Here is a 13,937-nt window from a genome sequence, read left to right as displayed (position 1 = left end):
CCCTCCAAAGCCCGCGCCGCGCCGATGGCGGCGTCGCGCGGGCCCTGACCTCGCGGGATGTCCCGAAAGCGGCCTCAGAGAACGAGGGCCGTCAGGACCGTCGTGACCACGGCAGCCGCGATCGCCAGCGCCAAAGCCTGGAAGCTGCCGATGCTGCGCTCGCGGGCGGTGTCGGCGACGAGCGCGGGGGATGCTGCGTCGCGCGGCCGCAAGGCCGTCGTCACGCGCTCCTCGCGCACCGTCTCCACGAAGATCGATTGCATCACCACGGTCATCGTTCTCTCTCCCGTCCATCCTGACGGGGGCATCCTGCCGGGTCGTCCGGGTGGCACCTTGATCCAGCGCAAGGGTCGGCGCCGCAAGGAATCAGGGCCGCGCGCGGGGCCGGCTTTGCGCTGGATCAAGGCCGCCCGCCCCGACCGCCCACACGCTCCACCGTCTGTCCGGAGCGGAGCCCTGCGATGCGCAGCTACCTCGTCACCTTTCACAAGGTCGTGCCCGATGGGAGCGGCCACGACCGTGCCGTCGTGCAAGGGCGCATGGTCGTGCGCGCCCGCTCGGACGTCTCGGCCCTCTACGAAGCCAAGGCGCGCTTCTGCCAGGCGATGCGGATCGCGGACTGGCGCCTGCGGGCCGATACCTGCCGGGCGGTCGAGGTGGCGCGGCTCGTGGCCTGACGTGCCCCGCGGTAGGGCTCGGGTTGGCAAAGATCAGAAACAGATAAGCATGCCGCCCGTATTGGCGACTCGTTTACCAATCCAGAGAAGGTCTCGGATCGACGCCGCTCCGCCGGAGCCTTGAGCGTATTCGCTCGCATTTCCTAAAGGATCTCCGGCGAAATTCCGACGAACTGCACGCGTCGAGAACCGCCTTCCATGAACATGCGTCCCGATCTCGCCTGCCGGAGCATTCTCCGGGGCCGGAAGGATCCGTCGCTCCTGCGTGACGAGTTGCTGCCGGAGATCGTCTCGGATTCGGCGCGGGCACGCCCGGAGCACATCGCCATCGTGTTCGGCGGGACCCGGATCACCTACGCGGAGCTGGAGGCCCGGGCGGACCAGGTCGCGCGGGCCCTGCGGGCAAGGGGCGCCGGGCCGGGCCGGTTCGTGGGCCTGTGGATGACCCGCTCCCTCGACCTGCATGTCGCCCTGCTCGGCATCCTCAAGAGCGGCGCCGCCTACATCCCCTTCGACGCCGACGCGCCGCCGGATAGGATCGGCGAGTGCCTCACGGATTGCGCGGCCGATCTCCTGATCGTCGACTCCGTGACCGCGGCGAAGCTCGAACGGGCGCCGGCGGCGACGCCCCTCCCCTTCGCGGCCCTGATAGACGAGGGCGGCGCGGGCGCACCGATCGACCTGCGGGCGCTCGGCCTCACCAACGCTCACCCGGCCTACGCGATCTACACCTCGGGCTCGACGGGCAAGCCCAAAGGCATCGTCATCAGCCACGCCAATATCTGCCACTACCTGCGCGCGGCGAACCAAGTCTACGGCATGACCGGGGACGACGTATGCTTCCAAGGCGCGTCGGTCGCCTTCGATCTCTCCCTCGAAGAGATCTTCGTCCCCTATCTCGTCGGCGCCACCCTGTGGGTGGCCTCGCCCGCGATCCTCGGCGAGGTCGACGCGCTGCCCGGCGTGATGCGGGCGGCCGGGATCACCGTCCTCGACACGGTCCCGACGCTGCTGGCGATGATGCCGGAGGACGTGCCCTCGCTGCGCATCATCATCCTGGGCGGCGAGGCCTGCCCGCCCGCCGTGCGGCAGCGCTGGTGCCGGCCCGGCCGCACCGTGTTCAACAGCTACGGCCCGACCGAGGCGACCGTGGTCGCCACCGTCGATATCGTCACCCCGGACGCCCCGGTGACGATCGGCGGGCCGATCCCGAACTACACCTGCTACATCGTCACCGAGCAGGGAATTCTGGCCGGCCCGGGCGAGGAAGGCGAGCTCCTGATCGGCGGCCCGGGCCTGGCCGGCGGCTATCTCGGGCGGCCGGATCTGACGGCCGAGAAATTCATCGCCAACCCCTTCGACCCGGAGGGGGCTGACCCGGTGCTGTATCGCTCCGGCGACGCCGTGAGCGTCGATCCGGGCGGAAAGATCCTGTTCCACGGCCGCATCGACGATCAAGTCAAGCTGCGCGGCTTCCGCATCGAGCTCGGCGAGATCGAGGCCCGGCTCTCCACTACCCCGGGCATCGCCCAGGCGGCGGTGGTGGTGCGCCCGGACAACGGCATCGACCGGCTCGTCGCCTTCGTGGTGCCGGAGGCGGGCCGTTCCCTCGACCGCGCGGTCCTGCGGGCAGCGCTCAAGGCGCAGCTACCGCCCTACATGGTGCCGGCCCATTTCGAAGAAATAGCCGTCCTGCCGCGGATGACCTCCGGCAAGGCCGACCGCAAGGCCCTGAAGGCGATGGCCCTCCAGGCCGCGGACGAAGCCGAGGTTCAGGAGGCGCCGCAGACCGCCACCGAGGCCGCCCTGCTCGCGGCGGCCCAGCCACTCTTCCCGGGGCAGGTCCTGGCCTTCGAGGCAGATTTCTTCAACGATCTCGGCGGCCATTCGCTGCTGGCCGCGCGCTTCCTCGCCGCCGTGCGCGAGACCTCGCGCCTCGCGAGCCTGACCCTGGAGGATGTCTACGGCCAGCGCAGCCTGCGGGCCATGGCCGCCGCCCTCGACACGCGGATCTCCGACGCGCCGGAGGCCAGCCCGGTCGACCTCTCCTTCAAGCCGCCGCCGCGCATGCGGCGCCTCCTGTGCGGCCTCGCCCAAGCCGCCTGCCTGCCGCTGCTGCTGCTCGGACGCACGGGGCCGTGGCTGACGATCTTCGTGGTCTACGAGCTGATCACGACCGACGAGGTCATCCGCTTCCACGAAGTGCTGATGCTTCTGGGCACCTATGCCCTCGTGACCTTCGCCGTCACCGTAGCCGGCATCCTCGGCAAGCGCGCCGTGCTCTGGCGGGCCAAGCCCGGCCGCTACCCGCTCTGGGGCGTCTATTTCTTTCGCTGGTGGCTCGCCAAGCAGTTCGTCGGCCTGACCCATCTCTCGCTGATGCAGGGCATGCCGCTCGCCGCCGCGACCATGCGGGCGCTCGGCGCCCGCGTCGGTCGCCGCAGCATCGTCAGCGGCCTCAATGCCGGGGCGATCGACCTCCTCACCATCGGCGACGACGTGACCCTCGGCGCCAAGCTCAGCGTCGCCAATGCCGAGGTCGTCGGCAACGAGCTGGTCATCGGCCCGGTGGAGATCCAGTCCGCCGCCTATATCGGCACCTCCTGCGCCATCGGCCACGGGGTGATCATCGAGGAAGGCGCGGAGCTCGGCGACCTCACCGCCATCCTGCCGGGCACCCGCGTCGGCGCCTTCGAGCATTGGGATGGCTCCCCCGGCCGCCGGGTCGGCGCGGTGGACCCCGCCACATGGCCCGCGCCGGCGCCTGAGCCCACACGGGCGATGCAGGCCGCCCGGACCGCGTTCTTCGCGCTGATGGTCCTGTTCATGCCGGCCATGGCGCTGCTCCCGGTCTTCCCGGCCTTCTACCTGTTCGACCGCTACGACACCGTGCTCCAAGCGCTCGTAGGGCTCGACTACCACTGGTACCTGCCGGTCCTAACCTGGCCGACCGCGATGCTCCTCGTCTTCGGAACGGCGATGCTCGTCACCGCCATCCGCTGGATCGTTCTGCCCCGCGCAGGAGAGGGCACCCACTCGATCCATTCCGGCTTCTACCTGCGCAAATGGACGGTGGGCCTGGCCAGCGACGTGATGCTCGACACGCTGAGCTCGCTCTTCTCCACGGTCTACATGCGCCATTGGTACCGGCTGATGGGCGCCCGGATCGGGCGGGACACCGAGGTCGCCACCAACTTCGCCGGCCGCTACGACACGATCGAGATCGGCGACCATTGCTTCGTGGCCGACGAGGTCGTGGTGGGCGACGAGGACATCCGACGCGGCTGGATGACGATCCGCAAGGTGCGCACCGGCTCCCGGGTCTTCATCGGCAACGACGCGGTGCTGCCGCCGGGCACGGACATTCCCGACGACTGCCTGATCGGCATCAAGTCGAAGCCTCCGGCCGGAAGCGCCATCGAACCGGGCGAGACCTGGTTCGGCAGCCCGCCCCTCCGCCTGCCTGTGCGCCAGCGCTTCGACGATGCGCAGACTGCGATGACCTTCCGGCCCTCCGCCAGGCGCCGGCTGCTGCGGGCCGTGTTCGAGCTGTTCAGCGCCTCGATGCCGACGATGATGTTCATCACCCTCGGCACCTACGCCGCGGAATACGTGCTGTTCCCGGCCCTGGAGCACCAGAGCTGGGGCATGTTCCTGGCGATCTTCGTGGCAACCTGCACGGCCTGCGCGCTGATCCTGGCCGGCGTGGTGCTCGTGCTGAAATGGATCATGATGGGCGTGTACCGGCCCGGCAATCACGGCCTGTGGTCGTGGTGGGCCCTGCGCACCGAGGCCATGACCACGCTCTACTGGGGCACGGCCGGCGCCATCCTGCTCGACAGCCTCCGCGGCACGGTCCTGCTGCCCCCGGCCCTGCGCCTGTTCGGCGTAAAGATCGGCCACGGCGTGTTCCTCGACAGCACCGACATCACCGAGTTCGACTGCGTGCGGATCGGCGACCATGCCGCCATCAACGCCACGGCCAACCTGCAGACCCACCTGTTCGAGGACCGGGTGATGAAGATCGGCCCGATCGAGATCGGGCGAGGCGTCAGCGTCGGCGCCCTGACCACGGTGCTCTACGACACCCGCGTCGGCGGCCACGCCCGGCTCGGACCGCTCACCATCGTAATGAAGGGCGAGGCGATTCCGGCCAACACCCAATGGGCCGGCGCCCCGGCGCGGCCGATGCAGGCGGCGGCGTGACCGCCCTCGCCCCGGCGGCGATCCTGCCCGGCGGAAACGAGGCGCAGGCCGCCACCTCCAAGGGCAACCCCGCCGCGGGGCCGCGGACGCTGTCGCGCCTCTCCCTCACCACCCTCGTCGTCGGCTCGATGGTCGGCGGCGGGATCTTCTCCCTGCCCCAGGCCTTCGGGCGCTCCACGGGCGTGGTCGGCGGGCTGATCGCCTGGGGCATCGCCGGCCTCGGCATGCTGATGCTGGCCCGTGTCTTCCAGACCCTGGCCGAGCGCAAGCCCGACCTGGATGCGGGCATCGTGGCCTACGCCCGGGCCGGGTTCGGCCCCTATCTCGGCTTCCTCTCGGCGCTCGGCTACTGGGCGAGCGCCTTCCTCGGCCTCGTCACCTTCCTGGTGCTGTCGCAATCGACCCTCGGCGCCTTCGTTCCGGCTTTGGGCGAGGGCGACACCCCCGCCGCCGTCGCCGTGGCCAGCCTGATCCTCTGGGGCGTGCATGCCCTGCTGCTGCGGGGCGTGAAGGAGGCGACCGCCCTCAACACGATCGTCACGGTGGCCAAGATCGTCCCGATCGTGGTGTTCCTCGCCGTGGTGGCGGTCGCGTTTCGGCCCGAGGTCTTCGCCGCGAATCTGATCGGTGCTCCCGCGCTCTCTGCCGGCGACCTGTTCGGACAGGTTCGCGGCACACTGCTGATCGTGGTCTTCGTCTTCCTCGGCATCGAGGGGGCGAGCGTGTATTCGCGCTACGCGCGGCGCCGGGAGGACGTGGGACAGGCCACGCTCCTCGGCTTCGCGAGCGTGCTCGCCCTGTTCATGCTCGTCACCATCCTGTCCTACGGGATCCTGCCGCGGGCGGAGCTCGCCGCCCTGCGCAATCCGTCCATGGCGGGGGTGCTGGAGGCCGTGATCGGGCGGCAGGGCGCCATCTTCGTCAGCCTGGGCGTGCTGATCTCGGTGCTCGGCGCCTACCTGTCCTGGTCGCTGCTGGCCGCGGAGGTTCTCTCTGCCTCGGCCGCGGGCGGGATCATGCCGGCCTTCCTCGGCCGCCAGAACGCCGCCGGCGCGCCTGCCGCCGCCCTCTGGCTCACTAACGGCGCGGTCTTCGCGGTCCTCCTGGCGACGCTCGCGGCGGAATCCGCCCTGCGCCTCGCGATCGAGCTCACCAGCGCCATGAGCCTGCTGCCCTACCTGCTGGTCGGGGCCTACGCCGTGAAGCTCGCCCGCACGGGCGAGGGCTACGCGGGCACAGGCGCGGCGGCCCGCCGGGCCGATCTGATTGCGGCGGCGCTCGCCACCGGCTACGCCGCCGGTATGCTCTACGCCGCCGGCCCGAAATACTGGCTCCTCTCGACCCTCATCTACGCGCCGGGGACGCTCCTCTTCCTGCGAGCCCGGCGCGAGCAGAGCGCGACGCCCTTCACGGCCGCGGAACGGTGTCTGGCTCTCCTCCTCGGCGCGGCGCTTCTCACGGCCGTCATAGGCCTGTGCAACGGCGCCATCCGTCTCTGACGCCGGCGGCCCCGATGATCCCGCACATACCTCGTCTCGCACAGGCCTGGTCTCCGCTCGCCCTGCTCGCCTGCCTCCTCGGCGGCACGCCGGCCTGGGCGCAGAGCGCCGCCCCGATCGCCGACCTCCTCGACACCACCCAGCCGGAGACGAATCCCCGGATCGCCCCGCGCGGGGAGGATCCTGTCCGCACCGGCCCGCTCTCGGCCTGGGCCACGGACCTCGCCGCCCACGGCCTGAGCTTCGACGTCAACGCCTACGACTTCTATTCCGCCAACCCCACCCTCGGCCTGCGCCCGGGCCAGCAGGCCAATGCCGCCTATCTCGTGCTGAGCATGAGCGCGGACCTGCAGCGGCTCGCCGGAATCGAGGGGGGCACGCTCAACTTCACACAGAGCTTCTTCGGGTTCGTGCGCAACCTCAACATAGCCAACGCCATCGGCGACAGCACGTCGGGCTTCCTGGCACCCTACAATCCGAATGCGAGCCGCCTCTCCTTGCTGACCTACCAGCAGCGCCTCCTCGACGACCGGCTGGTCCTGGAGATCGGACGGACACATCCCGACCGCTACTATGCGCTGCCCCCCTGCGGGACGGTCAATTCCTGCTACCAGGATCTGCTCGTGCTCAATGCGGGCTGGACCTCGAGCCTCTACGGGGTCTGGGGCGGCAACGCCGCCTATCAGCTCTCGCCGAGCACCTATGTCCAGGCCGGCGCCTTCAGCGTGAACCCCAACACCAACTGGCTCAACGGATACGAATGGGGCTCCGAGTGGATCGCGGGCGCCGTCGTCATGACCGAGATCGGGCTGAAGACGGATTACGCCGTCGATCCTTATCCCCGGCGGTTCTCCCTGACCGGCTTCGTGAACACCGCCGACCACGACGACAGTGTCCGGACGGTCGCGGGCTTCATGAAGAATTTCTGGCCCGGCACGCCGACGCCGCAGAAATCCGGCACCTCCGGCCTCGTCCTGACGGCGAGCCGGACGATCTGGCGTGCCGACGGGGGCCGGGAGGCGGGAGACCTCCATCCCAAGGCTCTCACCCTCTACGCGAGCGCCGGCTACGCCTTCGACGCGACGATCCCGGTGCGCTTCAACGGCTTCGTCGGCCTGCTGCTCGCGGGCCCCGACCGCAGCCGGCCCGAGGACACCTACGGCCTCAAGTTCAACTGGCAGCGCCTGAACGACAGCTACGCGATCTTCCTGGGGGACACCAACTTCTTCGCGGACGGCACGGGGCAACCCTACCCCCGCAACAAGTTCGTGATCGAGGCCAACGCCCATTTCGAGCTGGGCCAGGGCGTCGCCGTCGAACCCGTGCTTCAATACGTCGTCAACGCGAACTCGTTCTACGAGCCCTACACCGCCCGCCGGGCACGGGACGGCGTCTATCTCGGCGCTTCCCTCGTCGTTCCCATCGGGACGATGCTCGGCCTTCCATGACGACACGGTGCGGGGCGTGCAGGCCAAGCGCGTGCAGGTCGATGAGATTTGGTCGTTCTGCTACGCGAAGCAGGCGAACGTCGCGGACGCGAAGAAAGCCCCGGACGGCGCGGGCGACGTGTGGACGTGGATGGCGATTGAGGCCGACACGAAGCTCATCATCTCGTACCTGATCGGCGGCCGGGATGCCGAGTACGCGAACGCCTTCATCGGCGACCTGAAAGAGCGCGTCGCCAACCGCATCCAACTCACGTCGGATGGGCACCGGGCCTACCTCAATGCGGTGGAAGAGGTGTTCGGCGCGGATGTGGACTACGCGCAACTCGTGAAAATCTGCGGCGACGTGCCGGACGCCCATAAGGGCCGCTACAGCCCCTCAGACTGCATCGGCGCGTCAAGGTGCGGGTCCAGGGCGGGCCCAACCGGAAGCACATCAGCACGTCCTTTGCCGAACGCCAGAACCTCACGATGCGGATGCAGATGCGTCCTTTCACCCGGCTCACGAACGCCTTCTCGAAAAAGTTCGAGAACCACGCCCATATGGTCGCGCTCTATACCGTCTGGTACAACTTCGTGAAGCTGCACAAGAAGCATCGGATGAGCCCGGCCATGGCGGCAAGCGTGTCGGATCGACTGTGGAGCATGGAAGACGTGGCCGCGCTGATAGAGGCGGCTGCGCCAGTTGCCGGGAAACGTGGGCCATATAAGAAGAAAACAGCCGCCTAACAGCGAAGGGCGGACCCTTTCGAGCCCGCCCTTGCCGTAGTCCCGTCCAAGGGGGGTGTGCGTCGAAGCGCAGTGACCGTTTCCCAAGGCTCACCCCGCCAACATAGGGCACCCTTCCGGGCCATGCAAGAGATTTTCGCCAAAAATCCAGCGCTTAAGCAGTCGTTAACGACATCTCTAAGCTCTCCTAGATTCTCTAGGTATATCGAAGCCGCCAAGGGCGATGATCTCAGAGCTATATCCATCTATCATTGGAATGCGAAGCTCTCACAGTCACTTTACACCTATTTGCAGGCGTGGGAGATTTGCTTCCGAAACCGCGTGAATGAGTTCCTATGCTGGAAGTATAATTGCAACTGGCCCTATGATGAGCGAAGGGCCAAAAGGCAATTGACCCGCATGGATCAGAGCCGCCTGCAAGATGCCGTTGATCGTCAGGAAAGAACGCGCGGGATCAAGCCCGCGCCTCTGCCCGCGATTGTTGCCGATTTATCGGCAGGCTTTTGGGTCTCCCAGCTCTCAAAGAGCTACGAAGTCCCTTATGCGTGGCGTCATAACCTCACGCGCATTTTCCCGCATGATCGAGCGCTGGACCCGCGATCCGCATGGACGATTTGTGACGAGCTTTTGACCCTTCGAAACCGGGTAGCTCATCATGAGCCGATTTTTAGCTTGCCGTTAGAGCAGCGCCACCGCGACCTTCAGCGGGCTGTAGCCGCGATGTGCCCAGGCACGCATGCGTTTGCCGAAGCGTCGTGCTCATTCATGGAAACGTGGAATGCTCGCCCCTGATTGATCTATGGTCCGAAGGGCGCCGCACCTGTTGAGGCGGCGGCCCCCGCGCCGGGTGAACGTGGGCCGAACAAAAAGCGGGAGAGCCAAGATGGGGAAGCCGACTGAGCCCTACAACTTGGTTTGGGTTGAAAGCTACATAGCGGAAAAGACTTCTGGCCTCCACGGCAAGGTTCACATCAGGCCGACCGTCGATAGCGGATACCCGACCCATCTTCGCGTTCGATGCTCTCATGCACTAAAAAGAGATTATCCAGTTGGGACCAAGTTCCATCTCAAGGTGAAGCTTACCGACAAAGAGGGAGGCGAGGAGTTCTTGCACTCGCTCCACACGTGGGCGCCAGTCGCCATCGTTCGCCCTGAGGGCGCTTAAAAATTCAAACTGAGACACTACCGCCGCCTCCGACCCCTTCCGGACCTTCGATCCTGCCGGCCCAGATGTCCGTTCTGTAGGAAGAGGCGGACCTGTAGGCGGCCGCCATGGCACCACCATGTCGTGGCTCATAATCATGCGGAGGTCTATGCTTTAGGATGCGAGCGGCGCGCTACCCTGAGCCCGGCTGCCAAGAAGGGTTGTCCGGCCGATTTTACCATTTCGGATCCCAGCAGCCGCGACGGCAACGACGACGGCGGCGCCGAAGATGACATGGACGCAGGTCAACCGCAGCTGATGGTCCCAGTGCTGAAGCCAAGGCGCGGCTAAAAGTCAGGCTTTGACCACAGTCTGAGCTCACACCTTCCGCTCGCAGAAAATGAGGGCGGCCAAGAGCCCGAGACGTATCACCAGGGCGCCTGCAAACACGGCGCTCCAAGTTGCCAGTGGACCACCGGCGTCATCGAACAGCCATGGCATCGCGGCAAGCGCAAGCCCATGGCGCCGGTGACGAGGTGAAACGGAGTTCCCTGTTCCTTCCGGTCTCCTCCCATCCAGACCCTCCTTCATGGAAGCAAAGGTCGTCAACGAACGATCCAACCCGCGGCGCAGGCCCGGACAGCGCCTGCCGCTCTACTTACTCACGGAGTTCCCTGCGCCTCGATTCAGGCGGCGGCGAGTTCCGCCTCCTCGGGCAGAGGCGGTGCGGATGCGGCCGGCGCGAAAGGTTTGGGCCGCCACGTTTCTCCGAGGCCCAAGAGCGCCGCCTTGACCGCGTCGAGGCGGGATGGCTCGCCCTCCGACATCCCCTCGTCTGCCGCCACCTCCTTGAGGTACTCGTCCCACGCCCAGCGGTGCAGGATCTCTCGCTTGCAGCCGGTCATCAGTCGCGGGTGATTCAGCACATCCAACGGCTCGGCGAAGACGGCGGCCGGGTTCACGAGAGCCCGCTCCAGGTCAGGCAGCTGCGGCCGGCCATACTCCCGAGGCGCATGACACGCCGCAGCCTTCTGGCGCCGTGCAACGCCGAGCGGCTTGCCCAGGGGCGGGGCAGGACGTCTGTTCCACAGCCAAGGCGGAACCAGAGTCACCGAGGCCGGCCGTGCGGGTTCCGGCTCAATGCTGTAGTCGAGCCCCTGGCGCTCCGCATATGCGACAGCCTCCGCCCTGGTCCCGAAGGTGAGTCGAACCTCGGTCGCCAGCGTATCGCCGCCGCCCGTCCAACCCATCAATTCGTCGATCTCGGGTGGCGTGTTGCGCTCGAAGGTGAGAACCCACTTGTCCGCGTGCGCCCGGCCCGCCATCCCGACGGGCCGCCCGTGACGCCGGATGACAGCTCGCCGACCGGCAAGCCAGGGCGGCGCGACCGCCGATACGGGCGGATTGTTATGTCCGATGCCAATCACATGCTCCTGCATGGTTGCCTCCAGCTTCGATGCGTCGATGAAGTCAGGTGCCCAAGACCCCGAGGCGCGCGGCGGCCTGCACGCAGAAGCTCGCGGCAAACGAGAGCAGCGCGCCGTCCCAGGCGGTCAAATGCCCGCGTCCGAAGGGCGGTCCAGCCGTCGTGAGTGCGACGCCGAGCCAGACGAAGCCGGCGAGGTTGAGCAGCGTGGCCAGGGCCCAGGGGGCGATTGCGGCCGGCAGGAATGCTGCCGCGCCAACGCACAGGGCGGTGGACATGAGGCAGTCCGTGATCACCATCCGGTTTGCACCGAGCCGCGGCTCGGCTTGTGGCGGCCACCGCAACCTGGGCAAGCGCCAAGATCCGCCCTTCAGGTGGAGAATCGCCATCCCGCACCTCCTGCCGTCAGTTCGGACGGGGTTGCGAGGCTGCCCCCGCGGGGGGCGAGCGGCGCGCGAGCGGGAGACGCCGCCGGGTCGCCTCGTCCGCCGATCGTGTCAATACCTCCCCGTCGAGCGCCTGCAGCGCAGCTAGGACTTCGTGGAGCGGCACCGGCTCCGCCCGGCAACCCGGCAGGCAGCGCAAAGTCGGGCAAGACTCGACCGCTCGGGCGTCAGACGCCCATGAGGCCAGGATCGCCCGCTTCTCGGCAGTCGAGAGCCTGGGATAGGCCAGAACCTCGCGCGGGTGCCGGAACACGTCTCCGGGCGCAACGAAGGCCTCGAACGGATCTACGGCCGACGCTCTGAGCGTGGCGGAGGCCACGGGGCCGAGGCGCTCGATGGTTGTCTCAAGCGGCTGCATGGGACCCTCCTCGGTTGAGCAAAGGTTGAGCCGCCGGCGCGACCTGCAGGTCCGCGCCGGCCGCCATGTCATGCGTTCAGTCGTTCCTCTCACTCCCTGTTCGAGGGAGGCTCCCGATCAGTGCGTCGTCGTCTGCGGCGTGTCGCCATTGATCGGGATGCGGCGGCCGCGCTCCGGCGCCTTGGTCGAGCGGGGCAGGGTCACGTTGAGCACGCCGTTCTTGAACGAGGCCTCGGCCTTGTCCTCCTCGACCGCGAACGGGAGGACAAGGCTGCGCTCGAAGCGGCCGTAGGAGCGCTCCGTGTAGCCGCGCTCCTTGTCAGTCGTCTCCGCCCGCTTCTCGCCCCGCAGCGTCAGGACGCCATCGTCAATCGTGAGCTCGACATCCTTCTCCTCCAAGCCCGGCAGCTCGGCCGAGACGCGCAAGCCCTGATCGGTCTCGACCATCTCGACACTCGGCCAGCCAAGGCCGCGCATCGCCGGCGAGAGGGCTCCGCCACCAAAGCCGCTGAACACGTCGTCGAACAGGCGGTTCATCTCGCGGTGAAGCGTCAAGAAGGGGCTCACGGGCTCGTCCCGCATCCGGTTCGGCACGGGGGCGTTCGTGCTGCGGCCCCAGGGGATCAGATCTCTCACACTCATGGCTCTCGTCTCCATCAGCATGGTTGAATGCATGAGGCCTCCCCTGCGGGTCGGTGGACCCGCGCGAGAGGGGTGTCGTTCATAAGCCGGGGTTCAGGCGGCCTTGGCCTCGCCCTCGATCTGAGCCGGCGCGTTGTCCTGCCCGACGGGGGCCTGCGTGCCGCCGATGGCGATGCGGCGGGGCTTCAGGGCCTCCGGCACCTCACGCTTGAGATCGATAGTCAGCAGACCGTTCTCTAGCGAAGCACCCGTGACCTTCACGTGCTCGGCCAGATTGAAGGTCTGGCGGAACGTACGGGCGGCGATGCCGCGATGCAGGTACTGGCGCTCGCCCTCCTGGCCCTTTCTCTGGCCGGAGACGAGGAGTGCGGTGTCATGCTGGGTGAGTTCGATCTCGTCAGGCGTGAAGCCGGCCACCGCCATCGTGATGCGATAGGCGTCCTCGGCCACCTTCTCGATGTTGTAAGGCGGCCAGGCCGCCGAGGCTTCAGCGCGTTCGGCCTGCGTGAGAAGATCGAAGAGCCGGTCGAATCCGACCGAGGAACGGAATAGGGGCGCAACGTCGTAGGTCCTCATAACCACATCCTCCGATGAGCAACGTGACTACAAGGGACACCGGACACCGCGTGGCCGGCGCCCATGGTGCGAGCCATATCGGGCCTCGCACGCGCGTAACGGGCCAGGTGCATGCTGGTTCCAAAGGCTGCGATAATTTTTTCGTCTGCTTCGGACGAATGGTCGGGAGCGGTGGGTGCTGGAATATTGAGGACAGAGCACCCACGATCATGCCGGCGGCGCGATAAGCTCCGCGACGTTCGGCGACCACCGCCTTGGCCTGCTGCCGCCCGACCTCAATCCGAGCCCCGCGACCATCGCGGACTCATCCAAACACTGCCCATCGACGTTTCCAGGGCAGCCGCTCCGTGCGGCCATGTTCGTGTGAGAGGGTGAACAAGAGCATGAGGATGATTGCAGTGGCGGCCCTGGTGGCCGCATTCGGAACCGGCGGGCTGCTCGGCAGCAGCGCCGCCCAGGCAGGCGGGTACGGCTACGATGCCTACGATGCGCCCGAGACCGTGGTGACCCGCCGCACCATCGTGGAGCGCCGGGTCGTGGCACCGCCGCGCGAGGTGGTGCGCGAGGTCGTGGTGGAGCGCCCGGTGGTTCGTCCCCGCCGGATCGTACGAGAGATCGTCGAGGAGCGGCCGGTCGTATACCAGCCTCGTCCCGTGGTCCGCGAGGTCGTCGTGGAGCGCGACGGCTTCTACGGTCCGCGCCGCTTCGGACTTCGGCCGGTCGGCTATGGCTACGGGCCGGCCTTCGACCCTTACGATTAGGATGCTATGCGCCGGCCTCCAATCCGAG

Annotated in this window: 12 protein-coding genes and 1 pseudogene; 7 read left to right on the top strand and 6 right to left on the bottom strand. The window is 67.5% G+C overall.

Translation table 11 applies throughout. The features are described from left to right. Positions 1–74 precede the first annotated feature (74 nt). Entirely contained in the window at positions 75–275 is a 201-nt protein-coding gene (locus MMB17_RS11440) for a hypothetical protein (RefSeq protein WP_241101995.1), read from the bottom strand. A 186-nt stretch (positions 276–461) separates the two neighbouring features. On the opposite strand from MMB17_RS11440, the gene MMB17_RS11435 reads away from it, so the two are divergent. The 6 genes and pseudogenes from MMB17_RS11435 to MMB17_RS11410 all read left to right on the top strand — a co-directional run bounded on the left by MMB17_RS11435 (position 462) and on the right by MMB17_RS11410 (position 9,348). Further along, positions 462–677, top strand: coding sequence for a hypothetical protein (locus MMB17_RS11435; RefSeq protein ID WP_241101994.1), 216 nt, complete (start codon positions 462–464; stop codon positions 675–677). Between the two features lie 198 nt (positions 678–875). Beyond that, a complete protein-coding gene (locus tag MMB17_RS11430) occupies positions 876–4,883 on the top strand; it encodes a Pls/PosA family non-ribosomal peptide synthetase (RefSeq protein WP_241101993.1) in 4,008 nt (1,335 codons plus the stop codon). Positions 4,884–5,011: 128 nt separating this feature from the next. Beyond that, a complete protein-coding gene (locus MMB17_RS11425) occupies positions 5,012–6,382 on the top strand; it encodes a basic amino acid/polyamine antiporter (RefSeq protein WP_420847376.1) in 1,371 nt (456 codons plus the stop codon). A gap of 14 nt (positions 6,383–6,396) precedes the next feature. Next, positions 6,397–7,830: a carbohydrate porin gene (locus MMB17_RS11420; RefSeq protein ID WP_241101991.1), complete on the top strand. Its 1,434-nt coding sequence runs from the start codon at positions 6,397–6,399 to the stop codon at positions 7,828–7,830. After that, positions 7,814–8,556, top strand: a pseudogene (locus tag MMB17_RS11415) (IS1 family transposase); the annotation flags it as partial. The gene MMB17_RS11420 and the pseudogene MMB17_RS11415, both read left to right, overlap by 17 nt. 123 nt (positions 8,557–8,679) lie before the next feature. Beyond that, entirely contained in the window at positions 8,680–9,348 is a 669-nt protein-coding gene (locus MMB17_RS11410) for a hypothetical protein (RefSeq protein WP_241101990.1), read from the top strand. Positions 9,349–10,386: 1,038 nt separating this feature from the next. On the opposite strand, the gene MMB17_RS11405 is transcribed toward MMB17_RS11410, so the two are convergent. From MMB17_RS11405 to MMB17_RS11385, 5 genes are all read right to left on the bottom strand, one after another. Continuing rightward, positions 10,387–11,139: an NADH dehydrogenase ubiquinone Fe-S protein 4 gene (locus MMB17_RS11405; RefSeq protein WP_241101989.1), complete on the bottom strand. Its 753-nt coding sequence runs from the start codon at positions 11,137–11,139 to the stop codon at positions 10,387–10,389. Between the two features lie 31 nt (positions 11,140–11,170). Next, positions 11,171–11,515, bottom strand: coding sequence for a hypothetical protein (locus MMB17_RS11400; protein WP_241101988.1), 345 nt, complete (start codon positions 11,513–11,515; stop codon positions 11,171–11,173). Positions 11,516–11,531: 16 nt separating this feature from the next. Next, a complete protein-coding gene (locus tag MMB17_RS11395; RefSeq protein ID WP_420847363.1) occupies positions 11,532–11,930 on the bottom strand; it encodes a hypothetical protein in 399 nt (132 codons plus the stop codon). A 117-nt stretch (positions 11,931–12,047) separates the two neighbouring features. Further along, the gene (locus MMB17_RS11390) at positions 12,048–12,572 is read right to left on the bottom strand and encodes an Hsp20/alpha crystallin family protein (protein ID WP_238311713.1); all 525 of its coding nucleotides are present in this window, start codon (positions 12,570–12,572) and stop codon (positions 12,048–12,050) included. Between the two features lie 93 nt (positions 12,573–12,665). Further along, a complete protein-coding gene (locus tag MMB17_RS11385; RefSeq protein ID WP_241101987.1) occupies positions 12,666–13,148 on the bottom strand; it encodes an Hsp20 family protein in 483 nt (160 codons plus the stop codon). 389 nt (positions 13,149–13,537) lie between these two features. Between MMB17_RS11385 and MMB17_RS11380 the strand changes: the two genes are divergently transcribed. Continuing rightward, a complete protein-coding gene (locus MMB17_RS11380) occupies positions 13,538–13,909 on the top strand; it encodes a hypothetical protein (RefSeq protein ID WP_373325009.1) in 372 nt (123 codons plus the stop codon). Positions 13,910–13,937: the final 28 nt, after the last annotated feature.

The sequence above is a fragment of the Methylobacterium organophilum genome (genome assembly GCF_022533465.1).
Lineage (GTDB): Bacteria > Pseudomonadota > Alphaproteobacteria > Rhizobiales > Beijerinckiaceae > Methylobacterium > Methylobacterium organophilum.
This window is presented reverse-complemented; position numbering and strand designations above follow the sequence as displayed.

Coding starts and splice junctions, on each gene's coding strand:
- MMB17_RS11440 (WP_241101995.1), bottom strand. CDS start 275: ATGACCGTGGTGATGCAATCGATCTTCGTGGAGACGGTGCGCGAGGAG.
- MMB17_RS11435 (WP_241101994.1), top strand. CDS start 462: ATGCGCAGCTACCTCGTCACCTTTCACAAGGTCGTGCCCGATGGGAGC.
- MMB17_RS11430 (WP_241101993.1), top strand. CDS start 876: ATGAACATGCGTCCCGATCTCGCCTGCCGGAGCATTCTCCGGGGCCGG.
- MMB17_RS11425 (WP_420847376.1), top strand. CDS start 5,012: ATGGTCGGCGGCGGGATCTTCTCCCTGCCCCAGGCCTTCGGGCGCTCC.
- MMB17_RS11420 (WP_241101991.1), top strand. CDS start 6,397: ATGATCCCGCACATACCTCGTCTCGCACAGGCCTGGTCTCCGCTCGCC.
- MMB17_RS11410 (WP_241101990.1), top strand. CDS start 8,680: ATGCAAGAGATTTTCGCCAAAAATCCAGCGCTTAAGCAGTCGTTAACG.
- MMB17_RS11405 (WP_241101989.1), bottom strand. CDS start 11,139: ATGCAGGAGCATGTGATTGGCATCGGACATAACAATCCGCCCGTATCG.
- MMB17_RS11400 (WP_241101988.1), bottom strand. CDS start 11,515: ATGGCGATTCTCCACCTGAAGGGCGGATCTTGGCGCTTGCCCAGGTTG.
- MMB17_RS11395 (WP_420847363.1), bottom strand. CDS start 11,930: ATGCAGCCGCTTGAGACAACCATCGAGCGCCTCGGCCCCGTGGCCTCC.
- MMB17_RS11390 (WP_238311713.1), bottom strand. CDS start 12,572: ATGAGTGTGAGAGATCTGATCCCCTGGGGCCGCAGCACGAACGCCCCC.
- MMB17_RS11385 (WP_241101987.1), bottom strand. CDS start 13,148: ATGAGGACCTACGACGTTGCGCCCCTATTCCGTTCCTCGGTCGGATTC.
- MMB17_RS11380 (WP_373325009.1), top strand. CDS start 13,538: ATGATTGCAGTGGCGGCCCTGGTGGCCGCATTCGGAACCGGCGGGCTG.